The organism is Streptomyces sp. NPDC001796, from assembly GCF_042892355.1.
Lineage (GTDB): Bacteria > Actinomycetota > Actinomycetes > Streptomycetales > Streptomycetaceae > Streptomyces.
In genome coordinates this window covers 1-21,838 of record NZ_JBIAUC010000011.1, presented here as the reverse complement: position 1 = coordinate 21,838, position 21,838 = coordinate 1, and the positions used below count along the sequence as shown (strand labels likewise).

20 protein-coding genes and 2 pseudogenes are annotated in these 21,838 nt (G+C 70.8%); 11 read left to right on the top strand and 11 right to left on the bottom strand.

The annotated features are described in order from the left end of the window. The first annotated feature begins 4 nt into the window (after positions 1-4). The 3 genes from ACFYZE_RS22380 to ACFYZE_RS22370 all read left to right on the top strand — a co-directional run bounded on the left by ACFYZE_RS22380 (position 5) and on the right by ACFYZE_RS22370 (position 3,792). On the top strand, positions 5-1,456 hold the full coding sequence (locus ACFYZE_RS22380; RefSeq protein WP_388996756.1) for a WGR domain-containing protein: 1,452 nt from the start codon (positions 5-7) through the stop codon (positions 1,454-1,456). 193 nt (positions 1,457-1,649) lie between these two features. Beyond that, the gene (locus ACFYZE_RS22375) at positions 1,650-2,216 is read left to right on the top strand and encodes a methanogen output domain 1-containing protein (RefSeq protein WP_388996753.1); all 567 of its coding nucleotides are present in this window, start codon (positions 1,650-1,652) and stop codon (positions 2,214-2,216) included. Between the two features lies 1 nt (position 2,217). Then, positions 2,218-3,792, top strand: a complete 1,575-nt coding sequence (locus ACFYZE_RS22370; RefSeq protein ID WP_388997244.1) for a SpoIIE family protein phosphatase — start codon at positions 2,218-2,220, stop codon at positions 3,790-3,792. A gap of 180 nt (positions 3,793-3,972) precedes the next feature. Here the strand turns inward: ACFYZE_RS22370 and ACFYZE_RS22365 are convergent. The 3 genes and pseudogenes from ACFYZE_RS22365 to ACFYZE_RS22355 all read right to left on the bottom strand — a co-directional run. Then, positions 3,973-5,229, bottom strand: a pseudogene (locus ACFYZE_RS22365) (OmpL47-type beta-barrel domain-containing protein); the annotation flags it as partial. 47 nt (positions 5,230-5,276) lie between these two features. Beyond that, positions 5,277-6,263 (bottom strand): annotated as a pseudogene (locus ACFYZE_RS22360) (hypothetical protein); the annotation flags it as partial. Between the two features lie 82 nt (positions 6,264-6,345). Next, positions 6,346-6,777: a MarR family winged helix-turn-helix transcriptional regulator gene (locus tag ACFYZE_RS22355; protein ID WP_388996750.1), complete on the bottom strand. Its 432-nt coding sequence runs from the start codon at positions 6,775-6,777 to the stop codon at positions 6,346-6,348. Positions 6,778-6,917: 140 nt separating this feature from the next. On the opposite strand from ACFYZE_RS22355, the gene ACFYZE_RS22350 reads away from it, so the two are divergent. Further along, positions 6,918-8,324, top strand: coding sequence for a DHA2 family efflux MFS transporter permease subunit (locus ACFYZE_RS22350; protein WP_388997241.1), 1,407 nt, complete (start codon positions 6,918-6,920; stop codon positions 8,322-8,324). A gap of 57 nt (positions 8,325-8,381) precedes the next feature. Then, complete coding sequence (locus tag ACFYZE_RS22345) at positions 8,382-8,597, top strand: e9imm peptide (RefSeq protein ID WP_388996747.1); 216 nt, start codon at positions 8,382-8,384, stop codon at positions 8,595-8,597. 162 nt (positions 8,598-8,759) lie between these two features. Here ACFYZE_RS22345 and ACFYZE_RS22340 read toward each other — a convergent pair whose 3' ends face one another. From ACFYZE_RS22340 to ACFYZE_RS22330, 3 genes are all read right to left on the bottom strand, one after another. Next, the gene (locus tag ACFYZE_RS22340; RefSeq protein WP_388996744.1) at positions 8,760-9,488 is read right to left on the bottom strand and encodes an SDR family oxidoreductase; all 729 of its coding nucleotides are present in this window, start codon (positions 9,486-9,488) and stop codon (positions 8,760-8,762) included. 187 nt (positions 9,489-9,675) lie between these two features. Next, on the bottom strand, positions 9,676-9,834 hold the full coding sequence (locus tag ACFYZE_RS22335; RefSeq protein ID WP_388996741.1) for a hypothetical protein: 159 nt from the start codon (positions 9,832-9,834) through the stop codon (positions 9,676-9,678). A gap of 38 nt (positions 9,835-9,872) precedes the next feature. Then, entirely contained in the window at positions 9,873-10,931 is a 1,059-nt protein-coding gene (locus ACFYZE_RS22330; protein WP_388997238.1) for a nitronate monooxygenase, read from the bottom strand. 393 nt (positions 10,932-11,324) lie between these two features. Between ACFYZE_RS22330 and ACFYZE_RS22325 the strand changes: the two genes are divergently transcribed. Together ACFYZE_RS22325 and ACFYZE_RS22320 are read left to right on the top strand one after the other, a co-directional pair. Next, on the top strand, positions 11,325-11,576 hold the full coding sequence (locus tag ACFYZE_RS22325) for a WhiB family transcriptional regulator (RefSeq protein WP_103844681.1): 252 nt from the start codon (positions 11,325-11,327) through the stop codon (positions 11,574-11,576). A gap of 305 nt (positions 11,577-11,881) precedes the next feature. Beyond that, positions 11,882-12,727 (top strand): RNA polymerase sigma factor SigF, encoded by an 846-nt coding sequence (locus tag ACFYZE_RS22320; protein WP_388996738.1) that lies wholly within the window; start codon positions 11,882-11,884, stop codon positions 12,725-12,727. 151 nt (positions 12,728-12,878) lie between these two features. On the opposite strand, the gene gap is transcribed toward ACFYZE_RS22320, so the two are convergent. The 3 genes from gap to ACFYZE_RS22305 form a co-directional block, all read right to left on the bottom strand. After that, positions 12,879-13,877 (bottom strand): type I glyceraldehyde-3-phosphate dehydrogenase, encoded by a 999-nt coding sequence (gene gap / locus ACFYZE_RS22315; RefSeq protein ID WP_388996735.1) that lies wholly within the window; start codon positions 13,875-13,877, stop codon positions 12,879-12,881. 102 nt (positions 13,878-13,979) lie between these two features. Then, positions 13,980-14,936, bottom strand: coding sequence for a GlxA family transcriptional regulator (locus tag ACFYZE_RS22310; protein WP_388996732.1), 957 nt, complete (start codon positions 14,934-14,936; stop codon positions 13,980-13,982). 184 nt (positions 14,937-15,120) lie between these two features. Further along, entirely contained in the window at positions 15,121-15,336 is a 216-nt protein-coding gene (locus ACFYZE_RS22305; RefSeq protein WP_388996729.1) for a hypothetical protein, read from the bottom strand. Between the two features lie 346 nt (positions 15,337-15,682). Here ACFYZE_RS22305 and ACFYZE_RS22300 point away from each other — a divergent pair, with 346 nt between their 5' ends. Next, the gene (locus ACFYZE_RS22300; protein ID WP_388996727.1) at positions 15,683-16,378 is read left to right on the top strand and encodes a hypothetical protein; all 696 of its coding nucleotides are present in this window, start codon (positions 15,683-15,685) and stop codon (positions 16,376-16,378) included. Between the two features lie 225 nt (positions 16,379-16,603). Continuing rightward, positions 16,604-17,218: a sigma-70 family RNA polymerase sigma factor gene (locus ACFYZE_RS22295; RefSeq protein WP_388996724.1), complete on the top strand. Its 615-nt coding sequence runs from the start codon at positions 16,604-16,606 to the stop codon at positions 17,216-17,218. 99 nt (positions 17,219-17,317) lie between these two features. Here the strand turns inward: ACFYZE_RS22295 and ACFYZE_RS22290 are convergent, their stop codons facing one another. Next, the gene (locus tag ACFYZE_RS22290; protein ID WP_388996721.1) at positions 17,318-18,157 is read right to left on the bottom strand and encodes a class I SAM-dependent methyltransferase; all 840 of its coding nucleotides are present in this window, start codon (positions 18,155-18,157) and stop codon (positions 17,318-17,320) included. 147 nt (positions 18,158-18,304) lie between these two features. Here ACFYZE_RS22290 and ACFYZE_RS22285 point away from each other — a divergent pair, with 147 nt between their 5' ends. After that, positions 18,305-19,090 (top strand): alpha/beta fold hydrolase, encoded by a 786-nt coding sequence (locus tag ACFYZE_RS22285; RefSeq protein WP_388996718.1) that lies wholly within the window; start codon positions 18,305-18,307, stop codon positions 19,088-19,090. 287 nt (positions 19,091-19,377) lie between these two features. On the opposite strand, the gene ACFYZE_RS22280 is transcribed toward ACFYZE_RS22285, so the two are convergent. Further along, on the bottom strand, positions 19,378-20,475 hold the full coding sequence (locus ACFYZE_RS22280) for a LacI family DNA-binding transcriptional regulator (protein ID WP_388996715.1): 1,098 nt from the start codon (positions 20,473-20,475) through the stop codon (positions 19,378-19,380). Between the two features lie 241 nt (positions 20,476-20,716). Here ACFYZE_RS22280 and ACFYZE_RS22275 point away from each other — a divergent pair, with 241 nt between their 5' ends. Then, positions 20,717-21,751, top strand: coding sequence for an ABC transporter ATP-binding protein (locus ACFYZE_RS22275; protein ID WP_388996712.1), 1,035 nt, complete (start codon positions 20,717-20,719; stop codon positions 21,749-21,751). Positions 21,752-21,838: the final 87 nt, after the last annotated feature.

Sequence of the window (21,838 nt, the reverse complement as noted above, 5' to 3'; positions counted from 1 at the left end):
TGTCATGTCTGCCGGGTCCGCGGTGTCGACGACGTATCTGGAGCTGTCGCAGGAAGACGGCGGTGCGCACAAGTTCTACGAAGTGGCCGTCGACGGCCAAGTGGTGACGGTCCGGTACGGACGAATCGGCGCAGCCGGACAGACCCAGACGACGACCTTCCCGACGGCGGACAAGGCACGGGCCGCCGCCGCGAAGAAGGTGGGGGAGAAGGTCCGCAAGGGATACGCCCCGGCCGTTCCCGGGCAGCGGGCTCCGCGCGCGGTGACCCGGCGTCAGGTCGCCTCGGCCCCGTCCACCGCCCGCGCCGTGGCGCCAGTGCTGTGGCGGTTCCGTACCGGCTCCTCGGCGTTCGGTATCCATGTCGACGACGAGCACTGCTGGGTCGGCAACCAGGCGGGCGACGTCTACACCCTGGACCACGACGGTGGCGTGCTCGCCCGCTTCAGCCTGCCGGACGGCGTCAAGTGCCTCGTGGCCGACGACTTCTGGATCTACGCGGGCTGTGACGACGGCAGGGTGTACGACCTGTCCTCGAAACTGCCGTTCGCGGCGTACGAGATCGCGCCGGACGTCGACATCTTCTGGCTGGACATCCACGAGGGCGTCCTGAACGTCTCCGACCGTGACGGCCGCCTGACCGTCATCGATCACGAGGACGAACACCAGTGGGCCCGCCGCAGCCAGGGCGAGCACGCCTGGATGGTCCGCGCGGACGACCGGGCCGTCTACCACGGCCACCACGGGGGCGTCACCGCCTACGCGCCCGACGGCGGCCGCGAGCTGTGGCACACGCCCACCCGGGGTGGCGTCCTGTTCGGCTGGCAGGAGGACGGCACCGTCTACGCGGGAACCGCGCACCGCGTGGTCCAACGGCTGTCGAAGTCGACCGGCGCCATAGAGGCCACCTACGCATGCGACAGCGCGGTGTACTCGTGCGCCACATCGCCCGGCGGGCGGTTCGTCTTCGCCGGTGACGCCGCCTCGTCCGTGTACTGCTTCGACCGCGACGGCACGCGCCTTTGGAAGCTCGGCACGGGCGGCGGCTCGGCACTGTCGATGCAGTACCGCGGCGAGCGGCTGTATGTGGTGACCACGGACGGCTCGCTGGTGTGCGTGGACGCGAGCGATGCGGCCGTCTCCGCGGCGCAGCAGGGGACGGTGCCGGTGGCGCGGGACGTCAAGCTCGCCGCCGCGCTGCCGACCTACGCTCCGGCCACGGCCGCGGGCTCGGTGGCCACCGTCGCCCACGCTCCTGCCGGGACGGTCGTCGTCGAATGCGTCCAGGAGAGCGGCCGCCTCCGCGTGCATGTGGTGTCCGAGGGCTACGACTCCTCCTGGAACGTGCAGTTCCCGCGTGCGATACGGGAGCCCGGCGCCCGCTACGTCGTGGACGCCCTGCACGCTGCGGCCGGCGGCTTCTACCGGGTCCGCGGCGACATCCGGCGGCTGCTGTGACCGGTCCGGGTACGGCCCGCCGCGCCGTAATGCCCGCGTCAACGCCGGTATACGGTGGTGCCCGGAACCGGGGGATCGTGCGCCGCTGATCGGGGCGCTATGCTCGCGAACAGACCGTGTGATGACAGATGGACCTGTCAGTCGACATCCGCGCCGGCCGTGCGCACGGTACTCCGAGACAAGGAGGGCCGTCGTGAACCTCGCCAAGGAAGCCCACGTGGCTCTGGACCGGGACGTGTTCATGCGTGGGCTCGTCCGCGAGCTGGCGACGTCCCTGGAGTCCGTGGTCGGACTCGAGGAGGCCTCCGGCTACATCAGCCTGGTCGGCCAGTCGGTGGGGCTGCAGATCAACGAGGCCTACACCGAGGCCATGGGCCTGCCGCAGCTGACCCGCGAACAGGTCGCCGACGTGCTGGTCGACCTCAAACAGCGCATCGAGGGCGACTTCTATCTCATCTCCCAGGACGAGCACCGGATCGTCCTGGGCAGCCGCAGCTGCCCGTTCGCGGAGAAGGTGCTCGGGCGGGAGTCGATGTGCATGATGACGTCCAACGTCTTCGGCACCATCGCGGCGCAGAACCTGGGATACGCGCGCGTCGAACTGGAGGAGACCATCGCCCGCGGCGCCACCGGCTGCCGCGTCGTGGTGCACCTCGAACCCGACCTCGACCTGGGCGAGGAACCGGGCCGTGAGTACTTCGGCGACGCTGCGTCCGTCGAAGAGGAGGCGGTCGACGCAGGGACCGGAACGGGTGGCTGAGATGGACCTGGCGATGTTCCAGGCCATCGTCAGAGCGCTTCCCCACGCCGTCGTGGTCTGCACCGCCTCCGGCCGAGTGGTGGCCGCCAATCCGGCCACGAGCCGCACGGTGGACACGCTCCGTCCCGAAGCGGAACTCGCGGACCTGGTGCTGGACCCCGCCGACCTGTACCGGCGGATCGCACAGTGGGCGCGCAGCGGATCCCCGCTGCCGGGCGTCATGACCGTGCGCGACAGTGCCGGCGCCCCGGTGCGCCTGCGTTGCCACGGAGGCCGGGCCACCTGGTGGAAAGGCCCCGAGCCGGCCATCCAGCTGCACCTGTCCCGGCTCGACGTCAGCGACCGTTTCGTGGCGCTCAGCCAGCGCGTCAGCCTGCTGAACCAGCAGATGGCCTACCGGCATGCGATCGCCCAGCAGCGGGACCAGCTGCTGCGCACCGAACAACGGGCCAGGGCGCGGATGCAGCGCCTGTACCGGCTCACGGCGGCCTTGGCGGCCGCCGCCACCCTCACGGACGTCTGCGACGCCGTGTACAAGTGCGCACCCCAGGCCCTCGACGCCGCAAACGTGACGCTCGAACTGCACCCGCGGCGCATCGTGCCGTCCCTCGGCCCGGCCGACACACTGCCCGTGACCACGGCCCCCTGGGTGGACCTCGACCGGCTGCACACGGCACCGGTGTCCGTGCCGTCGTACGAGGCCGAGCAGCGCCTTCCGCTCGAGACCGAGGGTGTCACCCTCGGCACCCTGGTCATCCACTACGCGCCAGGAGCCGAGCAGGACGCCGAGCACACCGTCGCCATCGGCCAGCAGATCGCCCAGGCGGTGCGCAGGGCGGGTCTCTTCGAGCACGAACACCGGCTCGCCGAACGCCTCCAGCGCAGCCTGCTGCCCAACCTGCCACCTGTCGAGGGACTGGACATCGCCGGCGGTTACGCCCCCGGTACCCAGCTCGTCGACGTCGGCGGCGACTGGTACGACGTGCACATCCTCGACGACGAAACCGTGGGCCTCACCATCGGCGACATCGCCGGCCACGGCATCGCCGAGGCCACCGCCATGGCCCAGACCACCACCGTGCTGCGCAGCATCGCCCGGCGCAGCGGTACCCGTCCGCCCGCAGTCCTGGCGGAGCTCAACGACTTCCTGGGCACCTACCACCACGGCCTGATGGCCACGGCCTGCTACGCCGCCTTCGACCGCCGCACCCACACCCTGCGTTACTCCCGGGCCGGCCACCCTCCGCCCCTGCTGATCCACGCCGACGGATCGAGCCGGTACCTCGAGGGCGCGCTCGCCCCACCGCTCGGCCCTGTCCCGTTCACCGACTACCCGCAGGCGGAGACCAGGGTCCCCACGGGCGCCACCCTCGTGTTCTACACCGACGGTCTGATCGAGCGGCGTGGCCAGAGCCTGGACGTCGGCCTGGCACACCTCGTCCAGACGGCGCGCTCGACCGCGGGCCTCGACGCCGAGGGCGTCTGTTCCCTGCTGCTCCATCAGCAGCCCGACATGGAGATGCCCGACGACAGGGCCCTGCTCGCCGTGCACTTCCCGTCGTCGTCCGCCGGCTGAAGCGCGTGCGGCCGCACGCACGGTCTGCCGTACCCGCCCGTGCATCCGGTGATGCCGCGAGGCCCCGGGCGGGTACAGCCGAACCGGGCGTGCGGGGAGCCGCCTACAGCTCCTTGACGCGGATGTCCCGGTAGGAGATCACATCCGTCGTGCTGTGCACCTGCAGTCCGATGTAGCCGGAGGCGAACCGCCTCCCGCCACGACGGTGAAGCTCACGGTCCGCGGTTCGGAGGTGTTGCCCGCCTTGTCGCTCGCCCGGTAGGCAATGGTGTGCGCGCCCACGCGGTCGACCACCACGGGAGCGGTGTACGCAAGGTAGGGCCCGCCGTCGAGCGAGTACTCCACGCTCACCGCACCCGAGCCACCCGCGTCCGTCGCACTCACCGTCACCCTGGCGCTGCCGACGTAGGCTCCGTCGGAGTTCTTCGTGCCCTCGACGGTCACGCCGGTCACCGGCGGGGTGGTGTCCTGCGGCGGCGCCGCGACGACCGTGAACTCCACGCTCGTCTCGGCGGAGACGTTGCCCGCCTTGTCGGTGGCGCGGTAGCGCACGGCGTGGGTGCCCAGCTGGTGCACCATCACGGGACCGGTGTACGGCTGCCAGGCGCCCGATCCGACGGCGTACTCGATCGCGTTGACCCCGGAGCCGGTGTCCGAGGCGGTGACGGTGACGGTGGCCATGTCGATGTACGCCCCGTCGGCGTTCCGCTCGCCGCTGACCGTGGCCGAGGTCTCCGGTGGTGTGGTGTCGCCGGAAGGCGGCGCGACGACGGAGAACTCGACGCTCTTCTCGGCCGAGACGTTGCCCGCCTTGTCCAGGGCACGGTGGCGGACCTTGTGGCTGCCGACCTGGTCGACGACGACCGGCGCGGTGTACGGCTGCCAGGCGCCCGCGTCCCCGATCGCGTACTCGATCCGGTCGACGCCGCTGCCGCCCTCGTCGGTGGCGCCGATCGTGACCGTCGCCGAGCCGACGTACTCGCCCTGCGCGTTCCGCGCGCCGGTCACCTGCGCGGAGGTCTCGGGCGGTGTCGTGTCCGCGCCGCCGCCCTCGGTGACCACCAGAACACCCTGCATCTGTCCGTGGCCGGGGATCGTGCAGTGGTAGAAGTACCGGCCGGGCGTGAGCGTGACCTGCGCGGTGTGGTGGCCGCCCATGTCGTCGTTCGGATTGGCCAGGATGTTGAGCTGGACGTCGCTGTTGTACTCGGGGTCGCTGGTCACGAACGTCAGCGTGTGCGGCATGCCGGTGGTGTTCCCGGTGGCCGCGCTGTTCTCGAAGACGATCGTCGCCGGCCCCGCCAACGCGGTCGTGGGCGCCGAGGCGTACTTCGTGATGTCGTCGCCGGCCGTCCAGGTCAGCACCTGCTCGGCCGCCCGGGCCTCGGATCGACCTGCCGTCTGCCCGGCCGCGGACGTCGTCTGCAGGCCGAGCATCGTGAGCAGTGCGGCCAGCAGCGCGGCCCAGAGTCTCGACTGCCGTGTCACTCGGTCCTCCTTGCCAGCTGGTCGGCGGCTGGCGTCGGTCCGCCGCCGGTGTAGGTGATGCGCCACAGTGCCGACTTGGAGTCCGAGGTGAAGAAGCCGCGGCCGTAGTCGAGGACGTACAGCGCGCCGTCCCCGAACTTCCAGTCCATGAGGTTCTTGATGCCGTCGTTGCCGGTGGGCACGATCTTCTTCAGCGACTCCGAGTGCACGGGCAGACCTCCGTCCCCCTGTGTCCTCGGATCCATGAGCACCGCGTTGCGCGGCTGGTCGGCGTCGTAGAAGTCACCGACGAACCACTTGCCGTCCCAGTACGCGGGCCACTTCTTCTCGCTCGCGTTCGTTGCGTCGTACCGGTACACCGGTCCGTTCATCGCGGCCTGGCCGCCGCCCTTGAGCCAGGGCAGCCGGTAGGTTGCCTCCTCCTGCTTGTAGGAGGGGATTCCGTTCGCGTCGCGCGGGTAGTCCGGTGCTCCGCCCTGCGGCGAGTACCAGATGTTGTTGCCGGTGACGGGTGGCAGGTCGACCAGGCCGTCGTTGTTCGGGGACTCGTTCTTCGGGTGGTCGCAGTCGTACCAGCCCAGCGGCTGGGAGGGATCGGGCAGGTTGCGGTCACGGTAGGGCTGTTTGTCGCCCATGCAGTACGGCCAGCCCCGGTTGCCCGCCTTGGTGATCACCGCGAAGGTGTCGTACTTGGCCGGCCCCCAGGTCGGCGTTGGCCTCGATCCCGGCGTTCACGACCGGGGACTCGTCCCCGGCTGCGGCGGATCCGTATGCGTCCGCCGTCATAGTCCCGGCACCAGCTGATCGGATGGTCCCAGCCGTTGCGGCTCGCCCGCCCTTGGAGTCCCAGGCCATCCCGCCGCCCGCATGGCAGCAACTGTGGATCTGCACCGGCCACTCGAGCAGCACCTACCGAGCAGTCCCTCCTCGACCTTGGTCAGCTCGTCGCCGCCGCCCTTGTTGCCGAAGGACGGAACGATCCCCGGATACGAGCCGCACGACCACGATCCCGCGCACTGACGTCGAGGTCCGTGTCACCGCGCAGCAGGGGCTGCCGAACCCGTGTCAGGCCGTGGCCTCGCGAATCCGTGCGAGCAGGGCCCGCAGTTCGGCGCGGTCTTCCGCGCTCAGCGCGGCCGTGGCTTCGGCGAGCGCGAGGCGGTCCACCTCCTCCGCTTCGCGGTGACACCGCCGGCCCTTGTCGGTGAGGCGGAGCAGGAAGGCCCGGCGGTCCTCCGGATGGCGCAAGCGCTCCACCAGCCCGTCGCGCTCCAGGCTGTCGACGATGCTGGTCGCGGTCCGTGCCGCGACCCCCGTCATCTCGCTCAGGTCCCGCATCCGCAGAGGCTGTTCCGCCCGTGCGAGCATCCGCAGTGCGCGGAGCCGGGCGACCGAGGCGCCACCCGCCCGCAGCCGGGCCTCAACGAAGCGGCGCAGTTGGTGCGTCGTCTCGTAGAGCTCGTCGATCAGGATGTCGCTGCTGCCCTGCACTGCCATGTCGCTTCCCCGCTCCGTCGCGATAATCATTCTATGAGCACGCTCATAGTGAGTATGCTCAGCATGTGCTTCCGCTTCGCCGTCGCCCCGCCCTGCCCCGCCTCTCCCTCCGTCCCGGCCAGCGCCTGGTCGTCCCGGTCATGTGCGTCTGCGTGACGTTCATCGCGATCGTCGACGGAGCCATCACCACGGTGGCGCTCCCGTCGATCGCCCGCCACTTCCAGCTGACCACCGCCGCCCTGGACGGAGTGGTCGTGGCCTATCCGGTCTGCCTGGCCATGGCCATCCCCGCCTCGGCCTGGCTCGTCGAACGATTCGGCGCCAAACGCATCCTGCTCACCGCACTGACCGGCTTTCTCGGCTCCTCACTGCTGTGCGGCGCGGCCGCCGGCCTCGGTCAACTCGTCGCCTTCCGCGCGCTCCAGGGACTGTCCGCCGGAGTCCTCTTCCCCGCCTCGGCCTCCTTGCTGTTCTCCACCTTCAACTCCTCGGAGCAGGTGCGGATCTCCCGCTACATGATCATCCCCCAGCAGATCGCCCCGGCCGCCGCCCCCATACTCGGCGGCCTGCTGGTGGACCACCTGTCCTGGCGCTGGGTCTTCTACGTCAACCTGCCGGTGGGCCTGCCGGCTGTGCTGTTCGGGGTGCTGTTCCTGTCCGGGCACCGCGGCCCCCGGCCCGGCCGCTTCGACCTGCTCGGACTGCTGCTGAGCGCGGCGGCCCTGGGCGCCGTCATGTTCGGCGTCAGCGAAGGCCCCAACCGAGGCTGGTCCTCCACCGGCGTGGTCACCGCCCTGGTGCTCGGCGCCGTCCTGCTCGCCGCCACCATCGCCTTCGAACTGCGCACCGCCGAGCCCCTGTTGAAGCTCCGCCTCTTCGCGGACCGGCTCTTCAGGGACACCAACCTCATCAATCTGGTGGGTCTGGTGCCGATCCTGGGCGCCATGTACCTGGGACCGCTCTTCCTCCAACAGGGACAGGGCCGCACCGCCCTGGAGTCCGGCACCAGCACCTTCCCCGAGGCCTTCGGCGTCCTGCTGACGGTTCAGGTCGCCGGGGCCCTCTACGCGAGGATCGGCCCCCGCGTCATCGTCGGCTGCGGCCTGGCCGGTGTCAGCGCGGTCCTGCTGCTCTTCGCCACCTGCGACGCGAACACCGGCCTGTGGACCTTCCGCGGCTACATGTTCCTGCTCGGGCTCGCCATGGGCGGCGTCTTCATGCCGACCACGGTGGCCTCACTGGCGACCCTCGCGCGGCCGGACCTGGCCCAGGCGTCCACGCTGAACACCGTCGTACGCCAGACCGGAGGCGCCCTCGCACCGGCGGTGGTGACCATGGCCCTGGTCATGAGCACCCCCGCGGCGGCCGCGGCGAACCCGCCCGTCACCGTCTACCAGCACGCCTATCTGGCCCTGGCCGTGATCGCCGCGGTGACCGCGGTCTTCGCCTTCACTGTCCCCGACGGCCCGGCCCGCGCCGCGGCCCGCGGCACCACCGTCGCGAACCGGTCCACTCCCTTCCGGCGCCAGAGGGCGAACGCCCGCTAGGGGTCCGGTCGATCACGTAAGTCGTTAAGCTGCCACTTCTTCTCGAAGGAGGCGGTGATGGCACCCGAAACCGCCGTCGCAATGGTGCAGAAGATCACGGACGGGGATTACGCCGACGATGCCGAGGCCAGCGGCATATTGGAGGCGCTTGACCGGGCCCTTGCCTGTCCCAGCGGATATGTGAGCGACTTGATCTTCTGCCCCAAGAACCGGAATCCGACAGCGGCAGAGGTGGTCGATCAGGCTCTGGCCTACCGTCCCCTTGCGTTGTGAGATGACCTCAAGTCCAAAGCCAGATGATCAAGGCAACGGCGGTAACGGTGCTTAGGAACGCCGCGGGGTGGCGGCCCAGATCCGAAGGCGCCCCCGGCCCGCGCAACACCATGCTTGGCGGAGCCAAAGGCACCTCCCCGTACGACCCTTGGGAGCTCTACCTCAGCCAACCTGCCCCGTCGGCCGCATCGTGATGTGGTTGATGTCCACGCCCGCGGGCTGGTTGATGGCGAACACAATCGTGTCCGCGATCTGCTCGGCGGTCATCGTGGCGGCTGCCTCGGGGGTGCCGCCACGGGCGTGCCAGAAGGGGGTGTCCACGATGCCGGGGGCGACAACGGTGACGCCGACTCCGTCCTGGCCGACCAGGAGGCGGGTGTTCTCGGCGAGGGCGTGGGCGGCCCACTTGGTGACGGAGTAGAGGTTGCCGGGGGTGTGGCGGACGCCGGCGACCGAGCCGATGATCACGATTCGGCCCTTGGAGGTCCTCAGGTGGGGCAGGGTCTCCTGGATCAGCAGGGCGGGGCCCAGGACGTTGGTGAGGATCATGGCGCGCATGTCCTCAGGGGCATGGGTCTCCAGGTTGCCGGGCAGGGAGAAACCAGCGTTGGCTATGACGTTGTCCAGCCGGCCCCAGGTGTCCAGCACGTGGCGGACGGCAGCGGCGACGTCATCCGCTTCGCTGGCGTCGCCGGTGATCGTCAGCAACCGCTCGCCCGCCCCCGCGGTGGTGGCGAAGGCGGCCAGCTTGCCCGCGTCGCGTCCGGTGACGGCCACGCGGTGGCCCTGCTTGAGCAGGGCGCGGGCGGTGGCGGCGCCGATTCCGGTCGAGCCACCGGTGATCAGCGTGACGGGGTCCATGGGGACGGCCTCCTCGGCGACAGGGGTCATCGGGGCAAAGCGCCTGCACTATACCCAGCGATCTTCGACGCTCGCTCCTGGCCTTCTCCGACGGCTCTGCTCCTGACTGTGGATCAGGAGTTGGACTAGGGCCCCCGCCTCCGCACCGTCGCGAGGTCGAGCAGGCCGAAGGCGACGACGAAGGCCGTCATCGGCGGGTCGACCGTGGCCGTCATGATCAGCGCAGGCTCACCAGGACCAGGCCGCGCCGGAAGAAGCAGGCGCCGAGGAGACGGCGAGCGTCGCTGCGGTCGCTGAGCCGGCCGGAGGCGATGGTGCCCATCACGTCGAAGACGCCGATGAACGCCAGGAGCGTCGAGGCGGCGGTGACCGGCATCCCGTGGTCGTGGGTGGCATGGGGGCCGCCGCTGAGTGCTACGGCTGTGCGGTCGGAGGGGCGAAGCGGTTCACGGCGGACAGCGCCGCCCGCAGTGCGGTTCTGGTCTCGGCGTCGATGCGGCGGACCAGTTCGGCGGCCGGCAGGTCGCGCACCAAGGGATATGTCTGCCCCGCCCAGAGGTTGACCAGGTCCGCCTCGCCACGTGCGCGGCCCGCCTGACGCAGCGGAGCGGTCAGATGGTGCACCTCGGGATAGGCGGCGGGAGCATCCGTGGTGTGCCTGTCCAGGAACTCGTTGCGGATGCCGCGTGCCGCACGACCGGTGAAGGCCCGGGTGACGGCGGTGGTGCCGGGCCGGTGCAGGGCTCGGCGGTGCACTTGGGCCGTGCCGGCCTCGGGGCAGCACAGGAAAGCGGTGCCCAGCGCCGCGGCTTTGGCGCCCGCGGCGACTGCGGCGGCCACCGCGCCACCGGTGGCGATGCCGCCGGTGGCGACGAGGGGCAGGTCGGTGTGTGCCGCCAGAAGCTGCAGCAGGCTGAGCAGGCCGGTGCCGGTGTCGTCGTGGGATCCGCCTCGGTGGCCGCCCGCCTCGCTGCCCTGTGCCACGAGCACGTCGGCGCCCGCGGTGGCGGCTTCGGTGGCCTCGTCCGGGGAGCCGACCGTCACCCATACCTCGCTGCCCACGCCGTGCAGGTCGGCCACGGTCTCAGCACTGGGGCAGCCGAAGGTGAACGACACCACGGGAACGGGTTCGTCGAGCAGGACGGCGAGTTTCGCTGCCCAGCCGTCGTCCTCGAACACGGGATCGCCGAGCTCGACGCCGGCGTGACGGGCCGTGTCGGCGAGCGATGCGGCATATCGCACCACCTCCTCCTGCCGGGCCGGCCGTCCCGGCACGAAGAGGTTGACGCCGAAGGGTTCGCTGGTGAGACGGCGCGTCACGGTCAGCCGCTCGGCCAGGGAGGTGGCACTCAGATAGCCGCCGGCGAGAAATCCCAGCGCGCCCGCCTCGGACACCGCGGCCGTGAGTTCGGGGGTGGACGGACCGCCGGCAAGTGGAGCGAGGACGACGGGGACAGGGCGGCTGTCGAGAATCACCGAGTGTCTCCTTTCCGGCCGTTCTGGCCGGCGACCGCAACCGCAGGCGCAGGGACGCCGACCACCAACCGGCCTCTCGGCACTCCGGCGGACCGGTGCTCATGGCGTTGACCATGACGGCTGTCATAGTCAGGATGCTTTATGACAGTGGTCATAGCAAGTCGGCCTTAGGTGAGGTCCCCTGACGCCTCGTCGCTTCGACGTCGGCTGGTCCGGGCGGACACTTGTGAGGATTCCGCGAAGCTTACCCGTGCACGGCTTTTCGCCCGGTTTCATTCGCACGTCGGCAGGTGACCCGAAGCGAGTACACGAAGTACATGAAGTGCACGAAATGCACGAAGTGCGCGTTTCCCAAGGGCACGGACGATTTTCGATCGCAGGTGACTTTTCATGGACAACTGGCGAGACCACGCCGCGTGCCGACACGAGGATCCCGACCTCTTCTTCCCGATCGGCACCACGGGTCCGGCGCTGCTGCAGACTCAGCAGGCAAAGGCGGTCTGCCGACGCTGCCCCGTGCAGGAGGAGTGCCTGCAGTGGGCGCTCGAGACGAATCAGACCATCGGTGTGTGGGGCGGTACGAGCGAAACCGAACGCCGCGCGCTGAAGCGGCGCGCGGGAGCCCGGCGCCGCTCCGGGTAGCCCGAGCGGCGCGCAAGAGTGCGCCGCACGCGCGTTGCTCGCGGTGATCCCCGGAGAGTGCGCCCAGTCAGTGGGGGCCGCGGCGGTGCGGCGGCCCCCACACTGTCTTCACCCCACTCCAAGACCCGCTCCCACGACCCCGGCCGCCGGGCTCCCCCTCCCGTGACGAGGAAGCCGCGGGAGGGGGGAGCCGCGGTGGGAAGCCGTGCGTCGAAACGCAGGCATGTGCGGAGGATGCCGGGGTACACGAGGCCTCGTCAGCTCGCGCAGGCAGGGAGGCCTGCTTGGATCTGGGAGGGAAACACGTGACGGCAGCGACCACGGCGACAACGGCCGCGCACATAGCCGGACTGCCACAGCTCGCCGACCCGTCCGGGGTCGCACCCAAGGACGCCCGTGCGTTGTCGAAGCTGTTCTTCGACCAGTTGGCAGTGCTGGAGGAAGGTACGCCCGAGTATCAGTACGCGCGCAACACGCTGATCGAGATGAACATGTCCCTCGTCCGCTTCGCGGCGGCCCGGTTCCGCAGCCGCGGGCCGGAGGAGATGGAGGACATCGTCCAGGTCGGCATGATCGGGCTGATCAAGGCGATCGACCGGTTCGAACTCTCGCGGGAGGTGGAGTTCACCTCCTTCGCGATTCCGTACATCGTGGGTGAGATCAAGCGGTTCTTCCGCGACACCTCCTGGGCGGTGCACGTGCCACGGCGCCTGCAGGAGGCCCGGGTGCAGCTCGCACGCGCCACCGAGGAGCTCCGCAGCCGCCTGGGCCGCGCTCCGACGGTCAAGGAGCTGTCGGAGCTGATGTGCCTGTCCGAGGAGGAGGTCATCGAGGCTCGTCTGGCGGCCAACGGCTACAACTCCTCCTCGCTGGACGCCGCCATCAACAGCAGCGAGGACGGTGAGACCGCGCTCGCGGACTTCATCGGCGCCGACGACCAGGCGCTGGAACTGGTGGAGGACTTCCAGGCGTTGGCCCCCATGATCGCCGAACTCGGCGAGCGGGACCGGCAGATCATTCACCTGCGGTTCGTCGAGGAACTCACGCAGGCGCAGATCGGCGAGCGCCTCGGCGTCTCCCAGATGCACGTCTCCCGCCTGCTCTCCCGCACGCTCGCCCGGCTGCGCGAAGGCATGCTCACCACCAGTTGAGACACCCGCACCCCGGAACCCCCGCCGGACGAGCGGCCCCTGGAACGTCCCGGAGACGATCCAGGGGCCGCCTGGCACCGGACTCGCGCCCTCGCACGCGTCGACAGCGGCGCGCCCCGGCCTGAGCGACGGTTCGGCGCCGGGAATGCGGTCAGCGGGTGGCGAGGAGCTCGAGTGTGTCGATCACGCGGTTGGAGAAGCCCCACTCGTTGTCGTACCAGGCGACGACCTTGACATGGCGGCCGTCGACCCGGGTGAGGGCCGAGTCGAAGATCGACGAGGCGGGATTGCCCGTGATGTCGGACGACACCAGCGGGTCCTCCGAGTACTCGAGGATCCCGGCGAGCGGCCCCTCGGCCGCGGTGCGGTACGCCGCCAGCACGTCCTCGCGCGTCACGTCGCGGGCGACGGTCGTGTTGAGTTCGACGATCGAGCCGACGGGGACCGGCACACGGATCGAGTCGCCGGACAGCTTGCCGTCGAGGTTCGGCAGCACCAGGCCGATCGCCTTGGCGGCGCCCGTCGTGGTCGGCACGATGTTGACAGCCGCGGCGCGGGCTCGGCGGGCGTCGCGGTGCGGACCGTCCTGCAGGTTCTGTTCCTGTGTATAGGCGTGCACCGTCGTCATGAAGCCGTGCTCGATTCCGGCGAGTTCGTCCAGCACCGCGGCGAGCGGTGCCAGCGCGTTGGTCGTGCACGAGGCGTTCGAGACGATCGTGTGTACGGCCGGGTCATAGGCGTCGGTGTTGACCCCGAACGCCAGGGTGACGTCCGCGCCGTCCGACGGCGCACTGACGAGCACCTTCTTCGCGCCCGCATCCAGGTGGGCGCGGGCGGCCTTGGCCGAGGTGAAGCGGCCGGTCGCCTCGAGCACGATGTCGACGCCCAGCTCGGCCCACGGCAGCTGCGCCGGTTCCCGCTCGGCGAGCACCGTGAGGCGGCGGCCGTCGACGACGAGGGCGTCCCCGTCGACGGTCACCGGTCGACCGAGCCGGCCGGCCGTCGTGTCGTAGGCCAGCAGCCGCGCGAGCGTGGTGGGTTCCGTCAGGTCGTTGACGGCGACGACCTCGAGGTCGCTGTCGCGTTCGAGCAGGGCGCGCAGCACATTGCGTCCGATGCGGCCGAATCCGTTGATGGCGATACGAGTCATGAAAGTGTCCCTTCGGTCCGCCACCAGGTTGCCGGTGCGACAGCCGCCCGGGACAGCGGCGCGATCGCCACGGTTCGCAAGGATCGCGCCACCCGCGGGGGGCTACTCGCCCTGGGCGAAGGTGCGCCGGTATTCGCTCGGCGTGGTGCCGAGGATGCGCTGGAAGTGCAGCCGCAGATTCGTGCCGGTCCCCAGACCGACGTCGGCGGCGATCTGCTCGACGCTGCGCTCCGAACGCTCGAGCAGTTCGCGGGCCAGGTCGATGCGGGCGCGCATCACCCACTGCATCGGCGTGTACCCGGTGTCTTCGACGAAGCGCCGTGAGAACGTGCGCGGCGACACCGCCGCATGCCGGGCGAGCATATGAAGGGTGAGGGGCTCGTCGAGCCGGTGCAGCGCCCATTCCCGGGTGGCGGCGAACCGCTCGCCGAGCGGCTCGGGCACGCTGCGCGGCACGTACTGCGCCTGACCGCCGCTGCGGTAGGGGGCCGCGACCAGGCGCCGGGCGGCGTGGTTGGAGGCGGCCACGCCGAGGTCCCCGCGCAGAATGTGCAGGCACAGGTCGATGCCCGAGGCGGCGCCGGCCGACGTCAGCACGCTGCCCTCATCGACGAACAGGACGTTCTCGTCGACCTGGACGAGCGGATGCTTCGCCGCGAACGCCCGCGTGTAATGCCAGTGGGTCGTGGCACGCTTGCCGTCGAGCAGGCCCGTGGCGGCGAGCGCGAAGGCGCCCGTCGAGATGGCGGCGAGCCGCGTTCCCCGAGCGTGGGCGTTGATCAGCGCGTCGACGACGGCCTTCGGAGGGTCCTCGCGGTCCGGGAACCGGTAACCGGGGATGAAGACGATGTCGGCCCACGCCAGCGTGTCGAGGCCGTGGGCGACGTGGTACGACAGACCGTCCCCGCCGGTCACGAGACCTGGTGCCGCGCCGCACACCCGCACCTCGTACGGCATGCTCGCCCGGGTCGTGAACACCTGTGCGGGGATACCGACGTCAAGCGGCTTCGCGCCCTCGAGCACCAGGACGGCGACACGACGCAGACGGGAGGCTGACACGGGGAACAGGGTACGCAGGCGCGGAGCTGCGGCGGTCTCTGGCCCGAGCGGGCCGGACAGGTGATCGGACACGACAGGTGCGCCCGCAGAGGCGGCGACGGGCGGCTCCTCCGGAGCAGGGGAACCGACCCGAAGCGATCCGTTGCGATGCCGGGCGACCGCGGTGCGCGGCAGCGGTGGTGGGTCAGGGCAGGGCGATGCCGTCCAGCTTCCCCGCCTTGGCGTCGTCGACGAGTGAGGAGAACTGGTCGGCGCTCATCTGGACGCGCTGACCGAAGTCGTCGGTCAGGACGATCCGGCGGTCGGCAGTGGCGCTGGGGTCGACGAACAGTTGGGGACAGCCGCACTTGCAGTTCCCGCAGAACGTCGCCACGGGTTCCAGGCCGTTGATCTCGGACATGGTGCTCCACCTTCCGGTGTGTGGGATCGCGGCGCCTCGGCATCCGGGTGTCCGGCACCAGCCGCCGCGGGGGGGATTGTCCAGGGGATACCCGGCACAGACGGCGGGGACGCGCGACCCGGGTGCGTGTGGAGGCGCGGAGGCCGCAGGCGTGCTCTTGTGCCCCCTCCGGTGCCTCGATTCCGGCGAGCGGGCCGGGAACCGAACGGTGTCCGCGTCCGACTCGTAAGCCAGTTCCCGGCCCCGCGCCGTGTCCTGGATCACGCGCTTCTGCTTGAGTGGAGAGCCGGGGCGTTTTCCGTACCCACGCCTGACGAACCATGTCCGGATGCGAGGATGAGGCGCCATGACGGTCGGGTGGTGTTCTCGCGCGATACGGGCCGCGGTGTTCGCGGCCGTCTGCGTGCTGCTCGCCGCCCTTGGGCACGTCACGATGTCCGGCAGCCCCGTCCCGGCGTGGGCGCTGGCCGCGGGTGCTGCCGTGACCGGCGCCGTCGGCTGGTGCCTGGCCGGCCGGGAGCGCGGGCTGCCCCTGATCGTGGCCGTCGTGGTCGCCGCCCAGGCCATGCTGCACTCCGCGTTCTCGCTCGCCCAGCCGGGGGGTGTGGGACCGGAGTTCGGAGGTATGGCCTCCCTCGACATGGGTTCCCTGGCTTCCACGGGTGACGACATGGGGTCCATGGACATGGGCTCGATGCCCATGGACTCGATGGACATGCGGGCCATGGGCATGAGCCCCATGGCTCACCTGGGCCACTCCTCGGGCGGCACCTCGTCCTTGGGCATGCTGGCCGCCCACCTGCTCGCCGCGCTGCTGTGCGGTCTGTGGCTGGCGTGCGGGGAGAAGGCCGCGTTCCGCATCCTGCGGGCCGTCGCCGGACGACTGGCCGCGCCGCTGCGGCTGTTGCTCGCCCTGCCCCTCACCCCGGACCGCCCGCGCGTCAGGGTGCGTCGCCGTCGCTCGCACCGGGCGCCGCGCCTCCTCCTTCTCGTCCACGCGATCACCCATCGAGGCCCCCCTGTGGGGACGGCTGTCGGCTAAAGACAGTTGGTTTCCCGAGGCCGCCGTACGCGCCTCGGGTCACGGCCGTACGCCCAGCCGTGCGCCTGAGCGCCGAAGTGCCGAAGTGCCGACGCGCCGAAGCGCCAAAGCGCCGTAGGGCTGCAGGGCCGTCTCCCCACTCGCCGGAATCGCCGGAACCCGCCGGACCGCCCGCACTCTCGCGGTCCGCGGTCCGGACCCCGGATGAACCGAGAAGGACTCCAGGTGATTACTCCTGCCCTGCCCACCTCGCGGGACGACAGTGACAGAGCGGTATCGGACGACGAGTCGACGACTGCCTGGGCTCTGGCCGCCCGGAGCGGCGACACGGACGCCGTGGAGCGCTTCGTGCGCGCTCTGCACCGCGACGTCCTGCGCTACGTCGCCCACCTGTGCGGCGATCCGCAGGCGGTCGACGACCTGGCGCAGGACACGTTCCTGCGCGCCCTCGGCAGTCTGCACCGCTTCGAAGGGCGGTCGTCGGCTCGAGCGTGGCTGCTGTCCATCGCCCGCCGCGCGGTGATCGACAGCCATCGGTACGCCGCCGCCCGGCCGCGCCTGTCCGATACGGCGGACTGGCAGCTGGCCGTCGAACTGGCCCAGCCGCAGGGCCTGCCCGGCTTCGACGACGGGATCGTCCTGCTGGACCTGCTCTCCTCGCTGCCGGACGAGCGCCGGGAGGCGTTCATCCTCACCCAGCTGCTCGGTCTGCCGTACGCGGAGGCCGCCGAGGTGAGCCACTGCCCGGTGGGCACGGTTCGCTCGCGGGTGGCGCGGGCCCGGGCCACGCTCATGGACCGGCTGTCCGACACCGACGAGCCCGCCGCCGCACCGGTCTGACCGGCGCAAGTGCGCGCCTGACAACCGGCACCCGCACCGCTTGCGGGGGTGACGAAGCCGGCACAGGCGCCGCGGCGTACCGCGGCGCCTGTGCCGGCGTCACCGCCTGTGCGACACTCCCAACTCGATGAGATGACGCTTGGTCACCCGGCCGCCGTACCGCCCGTCGATCAGGCCCGCGATGCACTCCAGCAGGCCGTTCCTGGCGGCTTCCGGAAGAGCCCGGTGGCCGGAGTAGGTCCGCAGCAGTTCCAGATAGTCCGACGTGGTGTACGTGAGGTCCCGCTCGTAGCGGCGGAAGACCGTGGGGCCGAACCGGCCGCTTCGCGCGACCTCCTCCGCATGGTCCGAGCCGTCGATGTCGGCGGCCGCAGGGGGCCGCAGCCCGGGCGGCGTGTCCGGGTCGAAGCGCTCGTAGCAGCGCTGGACCTCGACGAAGAACTCCTCGGTGCCGCCCCTCACATGCTGGTTGCGCACCACGGCGAGCGCCCCGCCGGGACGCAGGGCGTCGGCGGCCTTGGCCGTCCGCACCGCCGGGTCGATCCAGTGGAACGCCGTCGCCGAGAGGACCGCGTCGAACGGCTCCCGGGGCAGCGGCCAGCTCTCGAAGTCCGCCGTCACCACCTCCACCTCCGGGGCCCCGGCCAGGTTGCGGCGGGCGACCACGGCCATGTGCGGTCCCGCCTCGACGGCCGTGATCCGGCAGCCCCGTTCGGCCAGAGGCACCGTCGCCTGGCCGGTGCCGCAGCCCACTTCCAGTACGCGGCTGCCGGGTCGGACACCCGCGAGTTCCGCGAGGTCGTCGTACAGCTCCGGCGGATATCCGGGCCTGGCCCGGTCGTACAGCTCCGCGTCCTCGTCGAAGGTCCGGCTCAGACGCACCCGCCGGGAGTCCTCGGGCCTGTCGTCGCGTCGCGCGTGCGTGGCGTTGTCGGGCATGGAGAGCAGGCTAGTGCTGTCACGAAGAGGCCCGCCGGGCCAAGGGGTGTGGCTCCGGCCATGAGCCGAGTCGGATGACATGGCGGCGAGAGCGGAGGCTTCCCCTATTGAGTGGCACGTGGCCTGTTGTACTGCAAACATCTGCGGATGCTCACTCTTACCGATGATCGCGGTCACCTTTCATACGTCGTCGCCGGCGACGGACCTCCCGTCGTACTCGTGCACGCCGGAGTCGCGGACCACCGTATGTGGGACGCCGTCGTGCCCGACCTGGCAAAGGGGCACACCGTCATCCGCTACGACCTCCGTGGCTTCGGTCGGTCCGCACCCCCGGCCGGCCCGTTCAGCGAGACCGACGATCTGCGCCGCCTCCTGGACCACCTCGGCTACGAACGTGTGCGGCTCGTCGGCGCCTCCTGGGGTGGCCGCGTGGCCCTGGACTTCGCTCTCACCCACCCCGCCCGAGTGCGCTCCCTGGCAGTGCTCGCCCCGCCATGGCGGGGATACCACTGGTCTTCGGACATGGTCGCGTACGACGAGGCGGAAACAGCGGCACTGGCTTCGGGCGACCTGGACGCCGCCGTCCGTATCAACCTGGACATGTGGCTGCGCGGGCCGGCTCGGCAGTGGGAGGACGTCGCTGTCGGGCTGGCCGACCGGCTCCGGGACCCGATACGAACGTCGCTGGTGAACCAGGAGATCGTGGGAGAGCACTCCCGGGGCGGCGCAACCGGCGACATCGCCGGCATCTGCGTCCCCACACTGGTCGGGATCGGCAAGCTCGATGTCGCCGACTTCCAGGACATCGCCCGCCGGTACGCCGCCGGGATCCCCGGTGCCACCTTGGTCGAGTTCCGCACCGCCGCCCACCTCATCGCGCTGGACGCGCCGGCCGAACTCGTCTCGGTCCTGGGCCCGTTCCTCGCGCGTTAGTGCCGGATCTGGATGTGGCTCACCGGGTGTCGTGCCGCCTCGGCGTCGGGCCGGACCCGAACTCGCCGGAGGCGAACCCGGTTCGGCTTCTGTGGCGACGACGCCCAAGGCCGGCCCGGGGTGACCGAGCCGGCCCTGGACGCGCTGTCGGCTGTGTTCGCCGAGCCGGTCGTCAGGCGGGGAGCGCCTGGATGGCCGGGGGGCGTACGTCGAGCCGGCCGTGCGACCCGGCGGGCGCAGTGCAACGACCACGAGCACCAAAAGAAACGACCTTTGGGGCGCCCGCCTCAGCTCTGCGGTGCCCGCAGCCGCCGTACGGAGGCGGGGACCGGGCCGGTCGACTCGCGGGCGATGTAGGCGGTGCGGAGGGTGTGGCGCCGGGGTCGGGGCGAGGCGCCGTTGATACGGCGGACCAGGATGTCCGCCGCCAGGCCGCCCAGTTCCTGCACCGGCTGGCTCACCACGCTGAGCCGGGGCCGGATCAGCGTGGCCCATTCCGCGTCGTCGAAGCCGATGACGGAGACGTCTTCGGGGATGCGGGCCTCCAGGTCGAGCAAGGCGTCCAGGGTGCCGAGCGTGGCGACGTTGTCGGTGGTGAACAGCGCGGTGGGCCGGTCGTCGCAGGTCATGAGCTCGAGGACGGCGGAGCGCGCCCAGGCCCGGTCGTAGCCGGTGTGCCGGATCAGCTCCCCCTCGCGCGGGATACCGGCGGCTCGCAGTGCCTGACGGTAGCCGGTGAGCCGCTCGGTGGTGGTCCAGATGTCGGCACCCGGCGCCAGCCGCGCGGAGTCGTCGGCGGGTGAGGCCGACGAGACGACCGCGATGCGGGTGTGCCCCGCGTCGGTGAACCGGGCCACCGCCGCCTTGGCGGCGCCCCGGTTGTCCACGACGACCGTGTCCAGCGCGGCGCCGCTCAGCGCCCGGTCCAGGAGCACCACCGGGATGCCCGCGGAGACGGCCCGGTCGAGATGCTCGTGCTCGGCCGCCGCGGGCGCCACGACCAGTCCGTCCACGCGCCGCTCGATGAACAGCTGCACCGCGGCCTTCTCCTTGTCGCCGTCCTCGTCGCTGTTGGCCAGGATGACCTGCAACCCCGATTTGGCGGCCACATCGGCGACGCCGCGCACCGCACGGGCGAAGTAGGCGTTCTCGATGTCGGCGACCACCACCCCGAGGGTGTGCGTCCGCCCACTGATCATGCTGCGGGCCACGGCGTTGGTGCTGTAGCCGAGCTCGGCGGCGGCGGCCAGCACCCGTTCCCGGGTGGCCGCGCTCGCCGACCCGTAGCCGCCCAGGACCCGGGCGGCGGTGGCCTGCCCCACGCCGGCGTGCCGGGCGACGTCCGGGATGGTGACGCGACGAGGCGGTCGTGGCTCATTCGGCATGGCGGATCTCTTCGTGACGGCTCGGCGGACGCTGCGGAACGGGTCGATGAAATTCAGCGCCATTCAACCATTGACGGGTGACGCCCGGTCGTGGGTAAGGTACGTGCCACTTCGGTTGGTAACGTTATCAACTTTGCCCACGGGCCCGCCCCGCCGTCCTACGGCAGGCTCCGCCTCCCCGTCCCGCATCCCCGCACGGTCGCCCGCTCAGCCCACGCCCCGAACACCGGAGGTTCCACGGATGGCAACCGACACCCTTGCTCCGCCACCGGACCCAGGCCCGGCCATCACCCTCGTCGACGTGGTCAAGGACTTCGGCGGCACCCCCGGCGGCGCGGCCGTACGCGGCGTCAACCTCTCCATCGCGGAAGGGGAGTTCTTCTCCCTGCTGGGGCCCTCGGGCTGCGGCAAGACGACCACCTTGCGGATGATCGCCGGCTTCGAGGAACCGACCGGCGGTCAGATCCTGCTGCACGGACGGGACATGGTCGGCGTGCCGGCCAACAAGTGCGACATCAACATGGTCTTCCAGTCCTACGCCCTGTTCCCGCACTTGAGCGTCGCCGACAATGTGGCGTTCGGACTGCGCCGCCGGCGTGTGGCGAAGGGCGAGATACGCGACCGGGTCGATCGGATCCTGCACACCGTGGAGCTCGCCGACAAGGCCGACCGCCGCCCCCGTCAGCTCTCCGGCGGCCAGCAGCAGCGCGTGGCTCTGGCCCGCGCCCTGGTCAACCGGCCCCGCGCCCTGCTGCTGGACGAACCCCTGGGCGCCCTCGACCTGAAACTACGGCAGTCCATGCAGCTGGAGCTCAAACGCATCCAGCGGGAGGTCGGCATCACCTTCGTCTACGTCACGCACGACCAGGCCGAGGCCCTGACCATGTCGGACCGCATCGCGGTGATGAACGGCGGCCTGGTCGAGCAGGTCGGCACGCCCCGCGAGGTGTACGAACGGCCGGCCACCGCGTTCGTCGCCGGGTTCATCGGCACCTCCAATGTGATCAGCGGGCACCTGACCGCCGTCGAAGCGGACAGCGGAGTGATCGACTTCGGCGACGGCCAGCGCATCACCGTGCCGCTGCCCGGCGGGTCGGGGCCGGGGACGGCCCTCGAACTCACCGTGCGGCCCGAGAAGATCACCCTGACCACCGGGCCGGGCGACGCCGACAGCGCCAGCCGTATCCGCGGCACCGTGGGGGAGGTCGTCTACCTGGGCACCTCCACCAGTTACCGGGATTCTTGCAGAAAGCCCCGGCGTTCACGCCGGGGGTGAATGCATCTCAGGACTGCTCTGACGTGCACGTTAGAGCGGACGTTTTTGCTGCTCGATGTACTGGCGGACGATCGCCAACGGTGCTCC